The following is a 19,548-nucleotide window of genomic DNA, read 5'->3' on the forward strand; positions in this document are numbered from 1 at the left end:
AACCAGGAGGTTGGCTTAGAAGCAGCCATCCTTTAAAGAAAGCGTAACAGCTCACTGGTCGAGCGGGGGAGCGCCGAAAATATAACGGGGCTAAAGCTATCCGCCGAAGTCGTAGACTCTAGTTGGACTAGAGTGGTAGGAGAGCGTTGATGTCAGCGTCGAAGCTGTACCGGTGAGGAGCAGTGGAGCGGCATCAAGTGAGCATGCAGGCATGAGTAGCGATAAGATGGGTGAGAATCCCATCCGCCGAAAGCCTAAGGTTTCCTACACGATGCTCGTCAGTGTAGGGTTAGTCGGGACCTAAGACGAGGCCGAAAGGCGTAGTCGATGGAAAAACGGTTAATATTCCGTTACCTACTAATAGCGAGCCGAAGGGGGGACGCATAGGGCTAACCGAGGTCACTGATGGAATAGTGGCTCGAAGGGTGTAGGCTGTGAGGTAGGCAAATCCGCCTCACGCTAGGCCGAGACCTGACAGGCCCCCAAAGCTCTTCGGAGCGGAGGGGGAATCGGTGATGCCGTCGTGCCGAGAAAAGCCTCTAAGGCGTTTGAGCTATTAGTAGCCCGTACCGCAAACCGACACAGGTAGGCGGGATGAGTATTCTAAGGCGCGTGGAAGAACCCTCCCTAAGGAACTCGGCAAACTGGCACCGTAACTTCGGGATAAGGTGTGCCCCGAGTAGGTGAAGCCCCCTGCGGGTGGAGCCGAAAGGGGTCGCAGCGCAGCGCTCTTGCCGACTGTTTACCAAAAACACAGCACTCTGCTAACTCGCAAGAGGAAGTATAGGGTGTGACGCCTGCCCGGTGCCGGAAGGTTAAGGGGATCCGTTAGCCCTTTTGGGCGAAGCGGTGAACCGAAGCCCCGGTAAACGGCGGCCGTAACTATAACGGTCCTAAGGTAGCGAAATTCCTTGTCGGTTAAATACCGACCTGCATGAATGGCGTAACGAGTGAGGGGCTGTCTCAGGGAGGGATCCAGTGAAATTGTAGTGGAGGTGAAAATTCCTCCTACCCGCGGCAAGACGGAAAGACCCCGTGGACCTTTACTACAGCTTGGCATTGTAGGTGGGATATCCATGTGCAGGATAGGTGGGAGGCTATGAAGCCCGGGCGCCAGCTCGGGTGGAGCCGTCCTTGAGATACCACCCTTGGATATCCTGCCTACTAACCCGCAGCAGTAATCCTGCTGGGGGACAGTGCCTGGCGGGTAGTTTGACTGGGGCGGTCGCCTCCTAAAGAGTAACGGAGGCTCACAAAGGTTGGCTCATGACGGTTGGAAATCGTCAGCAGAGTGTAAAGGCACAAGCCAGCCTGACTGCGAGACAAACAGGTCGAGCAGAGACGAAAGTCGGTCTTAGTGATCCGGTGGTTCTGAGTGGAAGGGCCATCGCTCAAAGGATAAAAGGTACCCCGGGGATAACAGGCTGATCTCCCCCGAGAGCTCACATCGACGGGGAGGTTTGGCACCTCGATGTCGGCTCATCGCATCCTGGGGCTGGAGCAGGTCCCAAGGGTATGGCTGTTCGCCATTTAAAGCGGTACGCGAGCTGGGTTCAGAACGTCGTGAGACAGTTCGGTCCCTATCTGCCGTGGGCGTAGGAAGGTTGAGGAGAGCTGACCCTAGTACGAGAGGACCGGGTTGGACGAGCCACTGGTGTACCAGTTGTCCTGCCAAGGGCAGTGCTGGGTAGCCAAGCTCGGAAGGGATAACCGCTGAAAGCATCTAAGCGGGAAGCCCACTCCAAGATGAGCCTTCCCATGAGGGTGCAGGAAGACTACCTGCTTGATAGGCTGGGGGTGTAAGCCCTGCGAGGGGTTGAGCTGACCAGTACTAATAACCCGAATGGCTTTACTTGCGGTGATGGACAAGACTTTTAACAGCTAACTTTCAGTATATAGTATCAATCCTAGCGGGAAAAGCGTAGGGGAAACACCCAGTTCCATTCCGAACCTGGCAGTTAAGCCCTACAGCGCTGATGATACTGCACCTTTCAGGTGTGGGAAAGTAGGTCCCTGCTAGGATTTATAGTATATACTGTAAGTCCTAAAGCTACTGATCATCTTCTCAATAATTTCTTTTAAACTACAACTGTCAGGGTCTGGCACTTTTTAAATTTGTTGCTTTTCTTGTTCTTATGTATGTTTATAGTGTTTACAATGTCTGTCAATATTTGTATGTTCCATCCTCTTCCTTTCGAATATTTGTAAATATCATCTTTATTTGTATGAGATTATAAATTTCTTTTTAATCATGTTTAAATGCTATAATTCGCATAAAAAAGGTTGAGTATGGTCAATTTGTTGATTGGAATATTTGGTATATATGTTTTTATTAAAATAGTTTTGGAAATAAAAGAAGTTTTATATATTAAAAACGTATTTGGACTCGGTGCCGTATTAATGGATATAGAAACATATAAAGACGCAGCGATATATTCTATATATAAGCACACTCTTAATATTTTTAACGCTTTAATTTCACTCTTTTTGGTAGTTTTTTGGCTTAGCGGAGGACTGTTTATTATCAATTTCTTACTTTACAAAAGTAATTCTTTGCTTAGTGAGCTTGAAATACTTTTGGCTTTTTTTGCAATAAACTACATTTTAACTTTGCCTATTAATATCTGGGAAAAGCATATAGATAAAAGGTTCGGTTTTAATGTAGCGCCTTGGAGTATGTTTTTAGTGGATGAAGTTAAAAAGATTTTTTTATTTATAATATTTGGTGGTGCATTTTTTGCAGGACTTATATATTTTATTGAGAATTTTAAAAACTGGTGGTTATACGGATTTGTATTCACATTCGGTGTAGTAATAATGATTAATCTTTTATATCCTTTTTTTGCACAGATGTTTAACAAATTTACTCCTCTTGAAGATGAAGGACTTAAAGATGCCATTGAAGAGATGATGGCTAAAGTCGGGTTTAAAAGCAGCGGTATATATGTAATGGACGCAAGTAAAAGGGATACGAGGTTAAATGCTTATTTTGCAGGGTTTGGTAATACTAAAAGGGTAGTGCTTTTTGATACGCTTCTTAAAAAACTTACCAAAGATGAAATTTTGGCAGTTTTGGGACATGAGCTTGGCCATTTCAAACACAAAGATATATTTAAAAACATTGCAGTTGTGGGTGTGATGCTTTTTGTATTGTTTGCTATATTCGGCAATCTGCCCGATACTCTTTTTAAAGAGCTTATGGTGCCTAAAATCGGTGCAAATATTATTATTTTGGCACTGCTTTTCAGTGAAGTGATTTTCTTTGTATTGCAGCCGTTTGTAAATCTTATCAGCAGACACAACGAATTTGCCGCCGATGAAATGGGAAGTGAGCTTGTAAGCAAAAAAGACCTTGCAAGCGCACTTAAAAAACTTGTAAGCGAAAACAAACACTTTCCGAGAGTCAGCAAACTATATTCGTTTATTTACTATTCGCATCCTCCTATTTTAGAAAGACTTGAAAAGCTGGAGAATGAGAAATGAAAGTATTGATTACAGGGATTAGCAGAGGGATAGGATACGGACTTGCGAAGTATTATATTGAAAACGGGGATGAAGTTTATGCAATAGGCAGAAAAAATCCCTTTGACGATGCTCTTAGGTTTTACAGGCTGGATGTAAGTGCATATGAGAAGATTCCCCATGCCATTGAGTCTCTTGAAATTGATGAGCTTGATTTGGCAATTTTAAATGCGGGAATATTGGGTGAGATTAAAGAGATGAAGTATTGGAGTGTTAAAGAGCTTCAAAATATATTTGATATTAATGTATGGGCTAATAAGGTTTTGATAGATGAACTTGCTCCTTTTACTGAAAAAATAGTGGTAATGAGCAGCGGGGCGGCCGTAAACGGAAACCCAGGCTGGGGAGGATATTCTTTAAGCAAATGTGCGGTAAATATGATGGTCAGTATCTACTCAAAAGAGATTGATTCTAAAATTTACGCTTTGGCTCCGGGAGTTATTGATACGGATATGGTAGAAAAGGTAATAAGCGGAGATCATTCCAAATTTCCAAGCCTTGACAGGGTCGAAAAGGGCAGGGTTAGTCTGGAAGAGGGAGTATTAAGAATTGTAAATACTATTGATAAACTTGACGGATTTGAAAACGGTAGTTTTGTGGATGTGAGGCTGGTTTGAAAATAAAAGACTTTTTAAAAGAAACAAACGGAAGCTACATACTTGAAAAAGTATTAAACAAAGACAAAACATGGCTGTTTTTGCATGATGATCTGGAAGTGCCGAAAGAAGCTGTTGAGATTTTGCGAAAAGTAAAATCAGGATATCCGGTTGAGTATATTTTTGAGGAAGTGTGGTTTTACGGGGACAGGTTTTATATAAAAGAGGGTGTGCTGATTCCAAGGGATGATACGGAGGTAGTACTGGAAAGAGCGATAAAGTTAATAAATGAAAAGTGTAAAACGAAAAGTGAAAAGTGTAAGATAGTGGATTGCTGCACGGGAAGCGGGGTGATAGCGATAGAAATTGCCAAGCATACAAATGCCAAAGTTATTGCAACGGATATTAGTGACACAGCCATTGAAGTGGCTGAAAAAAACATAGCTTTACATAATGTCGATGTTGAAGTAAAAAAATGTGATTTATTAAAATGTGAAGGAGAGGAGATAAAAGCCGACATTCTTGTTTCCAATCCTCCGTATGTGGAAAATTCTTGGCAAAAACCAAATGTTTATGAGCCGGATTTAGCGTTTTACGGAGGGGATGACGGGCTTGATATAGTAAAGGAGCTTATCCTTAAAGCAAAAGATCTGAAATACAAAGCTGCGGTAATAGAAATAGGGTATAACCAAAAAAATCTTTTAAGTGAATTTTTAAAAGACAAGGCTGAAAGTTTTGAATTTTTTAACGATTTGGCGGGAAATGTGAGAGGAATTGAGATTATTTTTTGAGTCTGTTTATAAAAAATATTGAAACAAGCGTTAATACAACTGTAATTTCAAATGTTTTAAATAGACCAATCTTTTCTCCCACAAGTCCTACAAGATAGACTATAACGGAGCTTACTCCGAAATTTATTCCCATATAGATGCTGTTGATAAAAGTCGGTTTGTTCGTTTTGAGATCATGTACAAACGCCAATAAAACCGGTGAGGAAGTAAAAAGGAAAAAACCAAGAGGTGCGAGTAAAATCCAAAGTGCGTTTTTGAAAAAGAGTAAAAAAAGTATCAGAAAAAGAGCAGAGCCGATACTTGAGATTATAAGCATATTTACCCTTCCGATTTTATCCGAAAATCTTCCCGCAAAAAATGCACCCAAAATCCCAAACCCCTGAAGTACTCCAAAGGCGATACTTGCACTCTCTACACTGTAGCCGTTGTGTGTGAGAAACAAAGGAAGGTAAAGAGATATTGCGTATTTTGAAGTGTAATTGAAAAGAATAAAAACCGTAAGCATTGTAAAAAAGGGCTTTACTTTGTTTAAAACGCTTTTGATTTCGCCTTTTTCAAACTTTTTGGCATTAAAAGTTGTTTTGTAGTCTTTGAGTTTAATGTATAGAAAAATGCTTGAGAGTATTCCAAGAGGTGTCAGCTTCCAGATACCGTCAAGCCCCCAAAGAGAAATTACCCCGGCTGCCAAAATCGGCCCTACGGTTCTTGCACTCTCACCACCGACCATAAAATAGCTCATTCCCTTACCGCTCTGGTTGCCTGAGAATTCTTTTATCATAGTGGGGCTTGGAATATGAAAAAATGCCGCGCTTATTCCTGCGATAAAAAGTAAAAACAAAGCAACCGCGTAAGATGACGTAAGGCTCAAAAGCCCCATTGAAACCGCTGTAATTGAAGGAGTGAGGATCACAAAATATTTGGCGTCGTTTCTTTCGGCGATAAGACCTAAAAGAGGGTTGAATAGTGAAGGGATTTTTCTTGCGATATCCAAAAAAGACGCCTGTGTAAGGCTGATACCGAGTCTCTCAATAAGAAGCGGCAAAATGGGAGCCAGGAGGGCGGAGAAAATATCGTGTGTAAAATGTGCGAATGAAATTAAAAGGACTTTTGATTTTTGAAACTGTTTCATTTCAGTTTTTCATTCAGTTTGATGTATTCCGGTTTTGTTTCGATACATTGTATGGCGGGTGCGGCTTTCGGGTCGTCTCTGAACACTACTACGCAGTGCATTCTCGGATATCCCTGTGTGTCAAACTCATATACCCTCGGATTGATTCCGCTTGTTTCTATTGTGTAGCTTAGGGTGTTGACCGTTTTTTTAAATACTCCTACTAAACTGTTCCAGTTAAAAGCGAATGAAAATGTTGCAATAAGTGCAAAAATGATCAGTTTTTTCATTGTATCTCCTTAAAAATGTAAATATTTGGCAATTCCGTCCAATAACATCTGGACGGAGAGTGAAATTAAAAGCATACCCATAAGTTTTTCAACCGCACTGAAAACGCGGTTTGGGATTATTTTAGAAAATTTGAGTGAAATTATAATAATTAACGCACTTAATGTCCATGAAATTAGCGAAGCTCCCAAAACCTCGGAAATTCCGTACTGTGATGAAAAAAGAATGAGTGTGGCCAGAAGAGAAGGCCCTGCAATCATAGGAATTGCAATAGGGACGAGGTAGAGTTCGTTTTCTTTGCCAAACATCGGATCACTGCTTGGAAAAATCATTTTAAGTGCGATTAAAAAGAGAATTATCCCTCCTGCAATTGATATTGATTCTTCCCTGAGTCCCAGAAAGTTCATTATGTTTTTGCCGAAGAATATAAAAATAAAAATAACCACAAACGCAAAAATAAGCTCTCTTATAATAATCTGTAGTTTTTCTTTGTCGTTATAGTCTTTAAGTAGTGATAGAATTACCGGGAAATTTCCGAACGGATCCATAATAAGAAAAAGTGTTACGGCAATATGCAAAATATCCATAAGACGCCTTTAAAAAATAGTGTATAATTATACACAAAAAAGGCTGGCATGGACATTAATAAACTCCTCGCTTCAAAAAAGCTCTTAACCGAAATATATTTTGATCTGCAAAAATATTACGATTCGATTTATCCCAATGCCGTTGTATTAATGGAAGTCGGAACGTTTTTTGAAACATATGAGGCCGGGGGAGTGGGAAAGGCCAGGGAAATTGCAAACGTACTCAACATTCAGCTTACAAAAAAGAATAAATCAATTCCCGAAATTGACGTTAAAAACCCTCTGATGGCCGGGTTTCCGAATCATGCGCTTGATCGTTATCTTGAGAAACTGATTGAAGAGAACAAATACACAATCATACTTATAAAACAAAAAGGAACGCCTCCGAATGTAAAAAGGTATCTCAGTGAAATAATATCTCCGGGTGTCAATCTCGAATACAATAAAACACCTGAAAATTACGTAACTTCTATAATTGTTGAGAAATATTCGGCGTATCATGTGGGGTTTGCGAATGTAGACGTTACGACGGGGAAAAGCTACGTATATGAAAACTACTCCACAAAAGACGATCCGACTTTTGCTTTGGATGAGCTTTTCAGGCTGCTTCAGACGTATAAGTCAAATGAAATTATCCTCACGCTTAAAAACGTCGACTGCGACGAGATTGTAAATTATCTGGAGCTTGACGGTAAGAACATCATAATAAACCGTACAAGAATGGATATAAGCTACCAGAATGAAATATTCAAAAGGGTTTACAACATTCAGAGTCTGCTCAGTCCCATTGAAGTTATGAATTTTGAAAAATTCCCTTTGGTGACGGAGTCTCTGGGGATTCTGCTTGAGTTTGTAATAGCACACAATAAAGAGCTTCTTACAAAACTAAAAGAGCCTGTTTTGATTGAGGATGAAAAATTCGCATACCTCGGAAACAACCCGATTAAACAGCTCGAGATTTATAAAGTATTAAAACTAATAGACAAAACAAAAACCGCCATGGGTAAAAGGCTTATAAAAGAGAGGCTTTTTAACCCGGTGCGTGATGAAAACGAGCTTGAAAAGCGGTATAAATCCGTAAGCTTTATGCTTAACCGTTATAAGGAATTTGAACCGCTTTTAAGGGATATATACGACCTTGAAAAGATTGACAGGAAAATAAAACTTAAAAAACTGCATCCGTTTGAGCTCAGTTTCCTGCTGACATCCCTTGAGGCGATAAGCGAAATTTACATCAAACTCAAAAAAAGAACAACAAAAATAGACAATTTCAGCGATTATATAAAAAGAAATTTCGAGCTTGACAAAATAAACGTAAAACTTGAAGATATTAAAGAGAGCTTTTTTAAACGGGGCGTGGACAAGACGCTTGACGAGCTTATTGATGAAAAAGAGAAATATTATAAAGATCTTTTGAGCATTAAGAAAAAAATCGAAAGCCTGGGGGATGTAAAAGTTGAGATAAACCAGCTTGATAAGGAAGGCTTTTATTTTACCCTTACCAAAAACAGATTCAATATGATAAAAGACAAATTTTATGAAACGTTTATAGATATAGACGGGGAGAAACTCTTTTTTGACGATTTGAGGATTAAACAGCTTACCAACAGCGTGAAAATAAACGGTGATAAAATTGAAGAGATCAGCGATAAAATAATAGCACTTCAAAACAAAATCATAAAAAAAACAACCAAACTTTTTATTAAAAAACTTGAGGAGATTGAAAGGGAGTTTGATTTACTGAATTCCCTTTCCGATGAAATCGCAAAAATAGATGTGGCGGTCAGCAGTGCAAAGGTTGCAAAAGAGTACAACTACACAAAACCTAAAATCAAAAACGTAAAGGCGAGATTTAAAGACTTAAGGCATCCGCTTATTGAAATAAACCAGGAAAACGGCGTTTATGTTCCGAATGATATCGATTTTAACGAATACGACGGAATGCTTTTATACGGAATCAACAGCTCCGGTAAAAGCTCACTTATGAAGAGTGTCGGAATTGCGGTATTTTTGGCTCAGGCGGGCTTTTTTGTGCCTGCAAGCGAGATGGAGTTCAGTCCGTATAACGCGATATTTACAAGAATAGAGGCGAGTGATAATTTAAGCAAGGGGCTCTCAACCTTTGCGGTTGAGATGCTTGAGCTTAAAAACATATTCAACCGAGCAAACGAGAACTCTTTAGTACTTGGTGACGAAATAGCACACGGAACTGAAACCACTTCAGCCCTTGCCATTGTGGCGAGTGCCGTTATCAAACTTGCAAAAAGAAAAATAAACTTTCTCTTTGCCACACACCTGCATCAGCTTATGGATATAGATGAGGTAAAAAACCTCTCAAACGTTGTGGCAAAACACCTTGAAGTGTGGTTTGACGGGGAAAAACTCGTATACGACAGGAAACTCAAAGACGGAAGCGGAAGCAGTGTTTACGGGCTTGAGTTTGCAAAATCAATTTATATGGATAAAGAGTTTATTAAACTTGCTGAAAACATACGTAAAAAACTAACCGACGAATACAGTGAAATCGAGCTTCTTTTGAAAAAGAAAAAAAGCAGATACAACAAAAACCTGTTTGTTACCACATGTGCGATATGCGGCAAGCCGGTGGAAGATGTGCATCATATAAAAGAAAAAGAGAAGGCAAAAGAGGGCTTTATTGACCATATGCCGGTACATCACAAATACAATCTCATACCTTTATGCAAAAAACACCATAAAATGGTTCATGAAGGAAAAATAAGAATAACAGGATTTGTTACTACAAGCAAAGGGATAGAGCTTCATTTTGAAGAGGCGGATTAGACGATGTCTTTGACCTCTATTTTGAATTTATTAAACCTGAATTCCGCTTCTTTAAGGTAGTAAAAAAATTTATCTTTTTTTATGCCTTTGAATTTTGTAATAAAATTTTCAAAATATTCCCAAAACATCGGTATGTTTATGTTTTGTTTGATTTTGATTATATGGCTTTGGCGAAGCAGTTTTTTGATTTCTTCCGGGTCCATGTTTTCATATACTTTCATATCGTTAAGTAATATATTGTATATTTTGCCTCCGTAATCAATTGTCAGGAAATTTTGTGCGGTGTAAATTGATTTGAGATCTTTTTTATTGGTTTTCGGTATATAGAGGTATTCGTCAAATTCCGTAATTTCGTTTTTTTTCAAAAACTCGTCTTCGCAGATCTTTGCCATAACCTCTCTAATATGCCCTATCTCTTTAACCACACTCGCATATGCAAATCCAAATTTTTCGGCAATTTGACTCGGGGTGTATTCCAATAAGAATGCATGCAGTATTTTTGCTTTTCTGTCAATTTTTTTGGGTGAGAATTTTCTTTTGCATTTGGCGCATTTATAATAGCCGTCTTTTAATTTATACAGGATGTAATGGTCGCAGTAAACACAGCTCATTTTATTCCTTTAAAGTTTTGTTCTAAAATTATATAAGAAAAATTAAAATTTAAGAAAAATTTAAGTTTTTGTGCTATCATTTCAGTGACCCTTTTAGAAAATCCCTCTCTTTGGAGTTATCACATGAAAAAACTTGTTTTGTTATTAGTTGCGATAATTTTAAATGCGAAAGTTATTACCGATTCGTTAAACAGAACCGTAAATATTCCTGATAATATTAAAAAGGCCGTAGCCGTAGGTCCGGGCGCGTTAAGGCTGGTGGTTTATCTTGGCTCACAAGACAAAATTGCGGGAATTGAAAAAAGAGAAAAAAAATTTATTTTCGCACGTCCTTACATACTTGCACATAAAGAGCTGCTTAAACTGCCTGTGGTCGGAATGGGCGGTCCGAATGTGCAGATTAACCTTGAAAAAATTATTTCATTAAAACCAGACGTAATAATCGCCGGATATATTTCAAAAAGCAGAGCCGATATGATAACGGCAAAAACAGGCATTCCGGTTGTGGTGATTAGTTACGGTAAGCTCGGGACGTTTGCCAATGAAAAACTGTTTAATTCTATTAAGATCTTAGGAGAAGTGTTTAATAAACAAAAAAGAGCCGAGGATGTAACAAAGTATATTAAAAACCTCGATAAAGATATCAAAAAAAGAAAATTCAAAACCGATAAAAAGATCTATATCGGTGCCGTGGCATTCAAAGGACTTCACGGTATAACTTCAACCATGCCTAAATTCCCTCCTTTTAAGATGCTGGGCATTAAAAACGTAATAAATTCAGATGCCAAATCACAGATTTTTATAAATAAAGAAGCGCTTTTTAAGCTCAATCCGGATGTGATTTTTATAGACGAAAGCGGAATGAAGTTTATTAAAGATAGTTTTATAAAACACCTCAAAGCATATAAAACACACGAAATTTACGGGATACTGCCGTATAATAATTATATGACCAATATAGGAACGGCTTATGCGGATACGTATTATATCGGCAAAGTTCTTGCGCCCGGAAAATTCAAAGATATCGATATTAAACAAAAAACTGATGAGATTTATAAGTTTTTGGTCGGCAAACCTTGTTATAATTCGATGGCCGAATTTTTCGGAGGATTTAAAAAACTGTTTAAAGGGTTTGTTTGCAGGATTATATAAAACTATTACAGAAAAATATTTTTTTAACGCTGTTTGCATTTATTGTACTTATTGTTATTTTTATTCTTTCAGTTAAAACAGGGGAAGGCAATTATACCTTTTCATCTATAATTGACGCTTTTTTTAACAAAAACGACGAATATTTTATAATATACGAAATAAGAATACCAAGAAGCCTTGCTGCGGTGTTTGTAGGTGCGTCTTTGGGTGTGGCGGGGCTTGTTATGCAGTATATTTTGAAAAACCCTTTGGCTTCACCTTTTACTCTCGGTATTTCGCACGGGGCTTTGTTTGGTGCGAGTTTAAGTATAGTGTTTTTTAATTCGCTTTATCTTGCTTTGTTTGCTTTTATCGGGGCCAATGTTGTTACTTTTATGATTTTGACGCTTAGCAGACTCAGAGGATTTACTCCCGAAGTTTTGATTTTAAGCGGTGTGGCAATCAGTGCGCTTTTTGGAAGCGGAAGTATGTTTTTACAGTATTTTGCCGATGATTTGGAACTTAGCAACATAATAAACTGGAGTTTTGGCGATTTAAGCAAGGCGGAATATTTCAGTATTGGTGTGCTTTTTACGGTTTTTATACTTGCATTTATTTACTTTTATATAAAAAAATGGGATTTTAACGCACTTGATATAGTTGAGAGTGAAAACGTGGGAGTAAACGTTAGGCGTTTAAGACTGGTTTCTTTACTGATAGCCACTCTTCTTAGTGCCGTAAGTGTCGCGTATTTCGGAATAATCGGATTTATCGGGCTTATTGCTCCACATTTTGCGAGGCTTTTAAGCGGGGATTTCAGGTTTTTACTGCCGCTTAGTGCGATAATAGGTGCGGGACTTTTACTGCTTTCGGATATTGCTTCAAGAATTCTTTTATCGCCGGTAGAACTGCCTGTCGGGATTCTTACATCTTTTATCGGGGCTCCTCTTTTTTTAATACTTCTTATTAAAATATACAGGAAATAAAATGAGGTTTGTTGTAGAGAATTTAAGGTTTTGCTATAAAAGCGACAAAATACTTGATGATATAAGTTTTGAGCTTAAACGCGGAGATGTCGTTGCGATACTGGGTGTAAACGGTGCCGGAAAATCGACGCTTTTAAAAACAATAGCCAAGGTTGTTAAACCTAAAAAAGGTACTGTGTATCTCGGTGAGGAAGATATACATAAACTTGATTTTTCCGAGCTTGGTAAAAAAATAGGATATGTAAATCAAAAAAGTGAAGGCGGGTATCTGAATGTGTTTGATACGTTGCTGCTCGGCAGAAAGATCTATTTTAAAAGCTCTCCTAAAAAAGAGGATTTAAAACGGGTTGAGGATATTTTAGATAAACTTGATTTAAAAAACAAGGCTTTTACACCTACGAATGAATTAAGCGGCGGAGAGTTGCAAAAAGTGGTAATTGCAAGGGCGCTTTTGCAGGAGAGTGAGGTACTGCTTTTGGATGAACCGACAAATAACCTTGATATTAAAAACCAGGTTGAGGTTCTTAAACTTGTAAGAGAATTTTCAAAAGAGAAAAAAATATTAAGTATTCTTGTAATGCATGATATAAATCTTGCGCTTCGCTTTTGTGATAAGTTTATTTTTATGAAAGACGGTAAAATTGAAGCGGAAGGCGGTAGGGAAATAATTACTGCCGAGCTGATAAAAAAAATATATAATATTGATGTGGATATCTGCAGTTACAGAGGTATTGATGTAGTGGTGTTTAAAAATTGAGTTAATGAACGGTCATTTAATCTAAATTTAAGGTTTCTGTTATAAAATTTCATTAAGCCTTTTAAAAAGTTTCTTCAAGAAGGAAGTTTTCCTTCTTAATTCTCATATTAGTGTCTGGCACCAGAAACTGCGGATATAAAATCTCTTGTTTACTTTTCATTATTTTATATAGCTAACGCAATTATGTTGTTAGTATATATGTTAGACGTGATATTGTTATATTGTATGTATGGTGTATCAACTCTAAAACTATTTTTGATGCTTAAATACAAACGGTTTGTTTTACAAATAAAATAGTTAAAGCATAAATGAATTGCAAATTATATTATTGGATTTTGTAGTGTCTGTCATTGTATATATTAAATTAATGTTGTTTTTTGATGTTTTCAATATTTAGATTTTAAGTGATTTAAGTTTTGATTGTTTAAATTTGTATTATGCATTATAAGTTTAGTGTTTAGATAATTTTAAAAATTTTGTGCTTTGAATTATAAAAGTATGAACTGTGATTGTGAAAAAGAAACAGATCTAATTTTTGTACTTGTATATAAATAGGACTAAAACTTAATCAATTTGCTTTAATTTAAGTTCTAAAAATATATAAGAATATAAAAATTTTAAGTTTTTTCTTAAAAAACTGAGTTACAATTCACTGTAAAAAAATCAAAAGGAGAAAAAATGCATATTCCTGACGGATATATTTCACCTGTAACTTGTGCGGTAACGTATGCCGTAGCGGCACCATTTTGGTATTACGGGTTTAAAAAACTTAAAGAAAAACTAAACGAAGAGACTCTTCCGACTCTTGCAGCATTGAGTGCACTAAGTTTTATAATTATGATGTTTAATATTCCGGTACCCGGAGGTACGTCCGCCCATGCAGTTGGTGCTGTAGCGATTGCAATTCTGTTCGGTCCCTGGGTGGGGTTTGTTTCGGTTTCACTTGTGCTATTAATTCAGGCGGTGGTGTTTGGAGACGGAGGAATAAGTGCCTGGGCAATTAATTCTTTATCAATGGGATTTGTCGGAAGTTTTGTAGGTTATTACGTATTTAACGCACTTAAAAAATATAAATTCGCACCTTTCATAGCCGGGTATGTAGGTATTTTGGCTTCTGCACTGGTTGTTGGAATAGTACTTGGTATTCAGCCTATGTTTTGGGTTTCAAACGGGCATCCTGAATATTTCCCGTTCGGGCTAAAAGTTGCAATTCCTGCAATGCTAAGCGCTCATCTAATTATCGGGTTTGCAGAAGGAATACTTACTCAAATAGTATATAAACTTGTTGGCGAAAAAACTATTCAAAGGATTGCGGCATGAAAAAGAAACTTTATATAATGCTTGGGGTTTTGATTGCGCTTGTTCCGTTAGGGCTATTGACAGACGCTCCTGCATGGGGTGAGTGGGACAGCAGTTATTTTGAAAAAGTATTAGGGTTTATGCCTCAGGGAATTGAGAAAATCGAAAACTCTATTCATATGAAATATATTTTGCCTGATTATTCACTTCCCGGTGCGAATGATGTATTGGGCTATTATATAAGTGCGATCGTGGGTGCGGTGCTTGTATTTGCAATTTATTATTTTATTTATCTGATGGTTAAAAGGAAAAAAGCGTGAGAATATTTTTTATTGCTTTTTTCTTTCTTTTTTTATATTTAAAAAATATTGAAGCAATACTCCTTGGAGTTTTGGTTTTATTGGCGATTGATTATAAAAAAATGCTAAAAAGGAGCAAAAGGGTTATTGTTTCAATATTTTTATTTAATTTAGGCGTAAGTGTCGGTTATGTTCTGATGGGATATATTGAAAGTTTTAACCCATGGGATTATGTAATATATATAAACCTCAAAGTTTTTTTAATGACGTATTTTGTTTTCTGGTTTTTTGAAAGGGTAAATGTTGTTGAATTTTTTTCTTTTTCAAAAGATCTGAGTTATTTGATGACAATGACATTGTCGCAGATCTTTTCATATAAAAAAACCTTTGAAGATTTCAGAATGGCTTTCAAATCAAGGGTTATTAGTTTAAGGGATAAAGAAAAAGATTTCATAGCAAATACGTTTAAGTTTTTTTTCAAAAAGGCTATGAGGGATTCTAAAGAAAAAGCGCTTGCCATGAGGGCGAGAGGCTTTTTCGATAGTGAAAAGTGAAAAATTAAAAATGAAAAGTGAAGAAGATGAATGAAATTGTAAGTATTAAAAACGGATATTTTTATTATGAGGATAATTTAGCGCTTGAAAATATAAATTTAGAGGTTAAGGAAAAAGAAAAACTTGTTTTGTTGGGAAATAACGGGAGCGGCAAGTCGACTCTTTTAAGGGTGATTGCCAGGCTTTATTTTTTAAATAGAGGCGAGTACAGGTTTGAGGGAAAACCTCTTAAAAAAAGAAAAGTTAAAAAGGAATTCAGAAGCAAGGTAGGCATTCTTTTTCAAAATCCGGACGCTATGATATTTAATCCGACTGTATATGATGAAATAGCTTTTTCTCTTAAAGAATTCGGATTTGACAATGTTGATGACAGGGTTATAGAGATAGCTAAAGAATTCAATATAGAAAAACTGCTTAAAAAATCACCTCTTGAACTAAGCGGTGGGGAAAAACAAAAGGTAATGCTTGCTTCCATTATGGTGTATGAACCAAAACTCCTGCTTCTTGACGAACCGACTGCGGCTATGGATCCGAGAACTACAGGATGGTTTATAGATTTTATTTATGATCTTGACATTACTGCAATTATCGCAACTCATGATCTGGCGGTGGCGTATGAACTGAGCGACAGGGCGGTTGTAATGGATGAAGGGCATAAAATTGTTTATGACGGGGATATGGAAGAGCTTATGAAGAATCTCGATGTACTGTTACAGGCAAACCTTATACATAAACACAGACACAGACACAAAAAATTTATTCATTCACACTACCATTTACACTTCTAACAGTCCAAAACCTATACAAGAAAATTTAGATTTTAAGTTTTTTTTAAAATTTCAGGGTATAATTCTGTGTATTGAATAGTTATTTTCTTAAAATTTCATTTTTTTCAAACGGCTTCACTACGGTGCCCGAAATTAAAAATTTCGACCGTAACGTTGTGCAGATGTTTTCTCAAAATGAAATTTTAAAAAATGCAATAAAAAAGGAGTCAATATGGCTGAAATTATCAATGAAGATATTAAAAACAACCCTCAGTTATCACATAAAGTTACCGTAATTGAAAAAATTCTTTCTAAAAACAACGCTATGGCGGATGAAATCAGAAAACAGTTTGATGAACATAAAATAACATGTTTTAATATGATGAGTTCCCCCGGAAGCGGGAAAACAACAACTCTTGAAAATTTAGCAGGTAAACTGCCGTATAAATTCGGAGTAATTGAAGGAGATTTGGAAACGAGCAGAGATGCCGAGAGAATCAGAAACAAAGGTATCTGGTCATTTCAGCTTCAGACAGGAAGAGCCTGCCATCTTGATGCCGGAATGGTAAAACACGCAATGCCTGAATTCCCGTTTGACGATGTGGAAGTTGCGTTTATTGAAAACGTGGGTAACCTTGTATGTCCTGCAAGCTATGATGTAGGAGCTCATTACAATATGGTATTCGTAAGTGTTCCGGAAGGTGACGATAAAATCGAAAAATACCCTGTAATGTTCAGAAAAGCCGATATAGTCGTTATTACAAAAGCGGATATGGTTGATTATTTTGATTTTAATATCGAAAGAGCAATTGAAAACGCAAGAAAACTAAAACCTGGAGTCCCGGTAGTACTTCTAAACAATAAAACGGGCGAAGGGCTTGATGAAATAATAGATTGGATTAAACAAAAAAGAGAAGAACACTTAAAGTCAATTGAGAATTGAGAATGAGGAATTGAGAATTAAAAGGAGAAAATATGTGTCTTGCAATACCGAGTAAAGTTTTGAGTATAGATGAAAACAATATAGCAGAAGTTGATACTCTTGGAGTAAAAAGACAGGTTAGTCTTGATTTGATCCAGGAAGAGGTAAAACCTGGAGATTACGTGCTTATTCACGTAGGATACGCAATGGGTAAAATTGATGAAAAAGAAGCCCTCGAGAGTATAGAAGTATATAAAATGCTGGCGGAAGCCGCAATGGAGGATGATTTTGCGATAGATCCAGAAAAACTGGTCAATGAAGACGGCCCGCTTTTATATAAGCCGGAGGAAGAAGAAAATAAACAATAAACTGAATGGAGCCGAAAATGAGTGATTTAACACTAAAAGATCTGTATTTTAAATTCAGAGACCCGACCGCTATGAAAACTTTGGCTGAGCTTATCAGAAAAGAAGCCAAAGGTCTAAAAGAGCCTATGAGGGTAATGGAGATATGCGGAGGACATACGCATACTATTATGAAATACGGGATCAAGCAGCTTTTGCCTGAAAATATAGAATTTATACACGGTCCCGGGTGTCCTGTGTGCGTAATGCCGAAAGAAAGAATCGACCATGCAATCGAACTTGCTAAGCAGGACGGTGTTATTTTGGCGACTTTAGGGGATATGATAAGAGTGCCCGGAAGTAAAAGTTCGCTTGCGAAAGTAAGGGCTGAAGGGGCTGACGTAAGACCGCTTCATTCAACTTTGGACGTTCTTAAAATTGCAAAAGAAAACCCTGATAAAAAGGTTGTGTTTTTCGCAATAGGGTTTGAAACGACTACACCTATGACTGCAGCTTTAATGGAAAGGGCATTTAAAGAAGGTATTAAAAATATCTATTATCATATAAACCATGTACTTGTACCGCCTCCTATGAGAGCAATAATGGACAGCGGTGAAGCTAAAATAAACGCATTTATAGGTCCAAGCCACGTCAGTGTAATAATCGGGGCTAAAAGTTATCAGTTTTTGGTAGACAGTTATAATACACCTGTTGTAGTAGCGGGGTTTGAGCCGGTGGATGTGATGGAGAGTATTTTGATGCTTGTACGCCAGAAACTAAAAGGCGAGCCGAAAGTGGAAATACAATATAAACGTGCGACAACATGGGACGGAAACGTGTTGGCACAAAAAATGATTGATAAATATATGGATGTAAGAGACACGTTCAGATGGAGAGGGCTTGGAGATATCCCGAAAAGTGCATTGAAACTAAGAGACGAATATGCGGAGTTTGATGCAGAAAAAGTGTTTGCGGATATTTTACCGAATGAGCCGATTGACGATCATAAACTTTGTATCTGCGGACAGATTTTAAGAGGTCTTGCAAACCCGACAGACTGTAAAGTGTTCGGAACGGCATGTACGCCAAGCTCACCTCTTGGAAGTTGTATGGTAAGTGACGAGGGTGCATGTAATGCGTATTACAGGTATGCAAGGTAAGTTAAAAATGAAAAGTGAAAAATTATAATTCAAAAAGGAAAACAATGAAAATAACATTGGCTTACGGCGGTGGCGGAGAAGAGACCAACAAACTGATTCATGATCTTTTTTATAAAAACTTCTCAAACCCTGTGCTTGAAAGTGCGGAAGATGCGGCCGTTGTGGAAATGAATGGAAAAACGGCTTTTACAACGGACAGTTTTACGGTAAGTCCTATATTTTTCAACGGAGGCAATATCGGAAAACTTGCAATTGCCGGAACATGCAACGATATAGCAATGATGGGTGCGAAACCTGAATATATAACGTGCGGATTTATGATTGAAGAAGGGCTTGAATTTGGTGAACTTGAAGAGATTGTAAAAACAATGGCAAAAGAGCTTGAAAAAGCAGGGGCTAAAATAGTAGCGGGTGATACAAAGGTGGTGCCTGCGGGAAGCGTGGATAAAATATTTATAAACACATCCGGAATAGGAACTGTTATTAAGCCAGGAATAAGCGCACATAATCTTAAAAAGGGCGATGTTGTAATTGTAAGCCGTGATATCGGAAGACACGGGACTGTCGTAATGGCGCACAGATATGAGGTTGAAACGGATATCGAGAGTGATTGCAAAGTTTTATGGGAAGAGGTTGAAACTCTTATAAATGCAGGAATTGATATAAAAGCAATGCGTGACGCTACAAGAGGAGGGCTGAGTGCCGTACTTAACGAATGGGCGGATGCAAGCGGTGTCGGAATTGAAATAAGCGAAGAGAAACTGCCGATTTCGGATGAGGTGATCGGACTTTGTGAAATATTCGGATTTGAGCCTATGGATTTGGCAAACGAGGGTACTTTTGTGGTGGCAGTAGATGCTAAAGACGCCGAAAAAGCGGAAGAGATTCTAAAAAAATTCAATTCAAGCGCATCAATAATAGGGGAAGTGACGGATGACAGGAAAGTTGTATTAACATCTCCTTGGGGAAGTAAAAGATACATCGAACTTCCAAAAGGTGAACTTTTACCAAGGATTTGTTAATT

The 19,548-nt window shown here is 37.8% G+C and carries 19 protein-coding genes and 2 rRNA genes (1 of these 21 only partly in view); 17 read left to right on the top strand and 4 right to left on the bottom strand.

Features of this window, described 5'->3' with window-relative positions:
- The 5 genes from NAMH_RS03565 to prmC form a co-directional block, all read left to right on the top strand.
- Positions 1–1,856 (top strand): 23S ribosomal RNA (locus NAMH_RS03565) (it extends 1,054 nt beyond the left edge of the window).
- A 50-nt stretch (positions 1,857–1,906) separates the two neighbouring features.
- Positions 1,907–2,022: ribosomal RNA gene (rrf, locus tag NAMH_RS03570) — 5S ribosomal RNA — on the top strand.
- Between the two features lie 267 nt (positions 2,023–2,289).
- Positions 2,290–3,483: a M48 family metallopeptidase gene (locus NAMH_RS03575; protein ID WP_015902634.1), complete on the top strand. Its 1,194-nt coding sequence runs from the start codon at positions 2,290–2,292 to the stop codon at positions 3,481–3,483.
- Entirely contained in the window at positions 3,480–4,139 is a 660-nt protein-coding gene (locus tag NAMH_RS03580; RefSeq protein WP_015902524.1) for an SDR family NAD(P)-dependent oxidoreductase, read from the top strand. Before NAMH_RS03575 ends, NAMH_RS03580 begins: the two co-directional genes overlap by 4 nt.
- The gene (prmC, locus tag NAMH_RS03585; RefSeq protein ID WP_012663698.1) at positions 4,136–4,909 is read left to right on the top strand and encodes a peptide chain release factor N(5)-glutamine methyltransferase; all 774 of its coding nucleotides are present in this window, start codon (positions 4,136–4,138) and stop codon (positions 4,907–4,909) included. Before NAMH_RS03580 ends, prmC begins: the two co-directional genes overlap by 4 nt.
- Here prmC and NAMH_RS03590 read toward each other — a convergent pair.
- The 3 genes from NAMH_RS03590 to NAMH_RS03600 are packed head-to-tail and all read right to left on the bottom strand — an operon-like array spanning position 4,899 to position 6,892.
- The gene (locus NAMH_RS03590; RefSeq protein WP_015901768.1) at positions 4,899–6,038 is read right to left on the bottom strand and encodes an MFS transporter; all 1,140 of its coding nucleotides are present in this window, start codon (positions 6,036–6,038) and stop codon (positions 4,899–4,901) included. The two genes, prmC and NAMH_RS03590, sit on opposite strands and share 11 nt — an antisense overlap.
- A complete protein-coding gene (locus tag NAMH_RS03595) occupies positions 6,035–6,307 on the bottom strand; it encodes a hypothetical protein (RefSeq protein WP_015902361.1) in 273 nt (90 codons plus the stop codon). Before NAMH_RS03595 ends, NAMH_RS03590 begins: the two co-directional genes overlap by 4 nt.
- A 9-nt stretch (positions 6,308–6,316) precedes the next feature.
- Positions 6,317–6,892, bottom strand: coding sequence for a MarC family protein (locus tag NAMH_RS03600; protein WP_015902071.1), 576 nt, complete (start codon positions 6,890–6,892; stop codon positions 6,317–6,319).
- A 48-nt stretch (positions 6,893–6,940) separates the two neighbouring features.
- Between NAMH_RS03600 and NAMH_RS03605 the strand changes: the two genes are divergently transcribed.
- Positions 6,941–9,694: a MutS-related protein gene (locus NAMH_RS03605; RefSeq protein ID WP_015902543.1), complete on the top strand. Its 2,754-nt coding sequence runs from the start codon at positions 6,941–6,943 to the stop codon at positions 9,692–9,694.
- On the opposite strand, the gene NAMH_RS03610 is transcribed toward NAMH_RS03605, so the two are convergent.
- Positions 9,691–10,305, bottom strand: a complete 615-nt coding sequence (locus NAMH_RS03610) for a hypothetical protein (RefSeq protein ID WP_015901960.1) — start codon at positions 10,303–10,305, stop codon at positions 9,691–9,693. The two genes, NAMH_RS03605 and NAMH_RS03610, sit on opposite strands and share 4 nt — an antisense overlap.
- A gap of 123 nt (positions 10,306–10,428) precedes the next feature.
- Between NAMH_RS03610 and NAMH_RS03615 the strand changes: the two genes are divergently transcribed.
- From NAMH_RS03615 to hypE, 11 genes are all read left to right on the top strand, one after another.
- Positions 10,429–11,457: an ABC transporter substrate-binding protein gene (locus NAMH_RS03615; protein WP_012663873.1), complete on the top strand. Its 1,029-nt coding sequence runs from the start codon at positions 10,429–10,431 to the stop codon at positions 11,455–11,457.
- Entirely contained in the window at positions 11,442–12,422 is a 981-nt protein-coding gene (locus tag NAMH_RS03620) for a FecCD family ABC transporter permease (protein WP_015902478.1), read from the top strand. The genes NAMH_RS03615 and NAMH_RS03620 overlap by 16 nt, the downstream gene beginning before the upstream one ends.
- A 1-nt stretch (position 12,423) precedes the next feature.
- Complete coding sequence (locus tag NAMH_RS03625; protein ID WP_015901994.1) at positions 12,424–13,179, top strand: ABC transporter ATP-binding protein; 756 nt, start codon at positions 12,424–12,426, stop codon at positions 13,177–13,179.
- Positions 13,180–13,857: 678 nt separating this feature from the next.
- Positions 13,858–14,499 (top strand): cobalt transporter CbiM, encoded by a 642-nt coding sequence (gene cbiM / locus NAMH_RS03630; RefSeq protein WP_041361541.1) that lies wholly within the window; start codon positions 13,858–13,860, stop codon positions 14,497–14,499.
- Positions 14,496–14,798, top strand: a complete 303-nt coding sequence (locus NAMH_RS03635) for a PDGLE domain-containing protein (protein WP_041361542.1) — start codon at positions 14,496–14,498, stop codon at positions 14,796–14,798. Before cbiM ends, NAMH_RS03635 begins: the two co-directional genes overlap by 4 nt.
- On the top strand, positions 14,795–15,331 hold the full coding sequence (locus NAMH_RS03640; protein WP_015902381.1) for an energy-coupling factor transporter transmembrane component T: 537 nt from the start codon (positions 14,795–14,797) through the stop codon (positions 15,329–15,331). Before NAMH_RS03635 ends, NAMH_RS03640 begins: the two co-directional genes overlap by 4 nt.
- A 26-nt stretch (positions 15,332–15,357) precedes the next feature.
- Positions 15,358–16,119: an energy-coupling factor ABC transporter ATP-binding protein gene (locus NAMH_RS03645; protein WP_012663795.1), complete on the top strand. Its 762-nt coding sequence runs from the start codon at positions 15,358–15,360 to the stop codon at positions 16,117–16,119.
- Positions 16,120–16,330: 211 nt separating this feature from the next.
- Entirely contained in the window at positions 16,331–17,041 is a 711-nt protein-coding gene (gene hypB, locus NAMH_RS03650; protein WP_015901731.1) for a hydrogenase nickel incorporation protein HypB, read from the top strand.
- A 32-nt stretch (positions 17,042–17,073) separates the two neighbouring features.
- Complete coding sequence (locus tag NAMH_RS03655; protein WP_015902536.1) at positions 17,074–17,388, top strand: HypC/HybG/HupF family hydrogenase formation chaperone; 315 nt, start codon at positions 17,074–17,076, stop codon at positions 17,386–17,388.
- A 17-nt stretch (positions 17,389–17,405) separates the two neighbouring features.
- Positions 17,406–18,524, top strand: a complete 1,119-nt coding sequence (gene hypD, locus NAMH_RS03660; RefSeq protein ID WP_015901945.1) for a hydrogenase formation protein HypD — start codon at positions 17,406–17,408, stop codon at positions 18,522–18,524.
- A 44-nt stretch (positions 18,525–18,568) separates the two neighbouring features.
- Entirely contained in the window at positions 18,569–19,546 is a 978-nt protein-coding gene (gene hypE, locus NAMH_RS03665) for a hydrogenase expression/formation protein HypE (RefSeq protein WP_015902695.1), read from the top strand.
- Positions 19,547–19,548 lie beyond the last annotated feature (2 nt).

The organism is Nautilia profundicola AmH (assembly GCF_000021725.1).
Taxonomy (GTDB): domain Bacteria; phylum Campylobacterota; class Campylobacteria; order Campylobacterales; family Nautiliaceae; genus Nautilia; species Nautilia profundicola.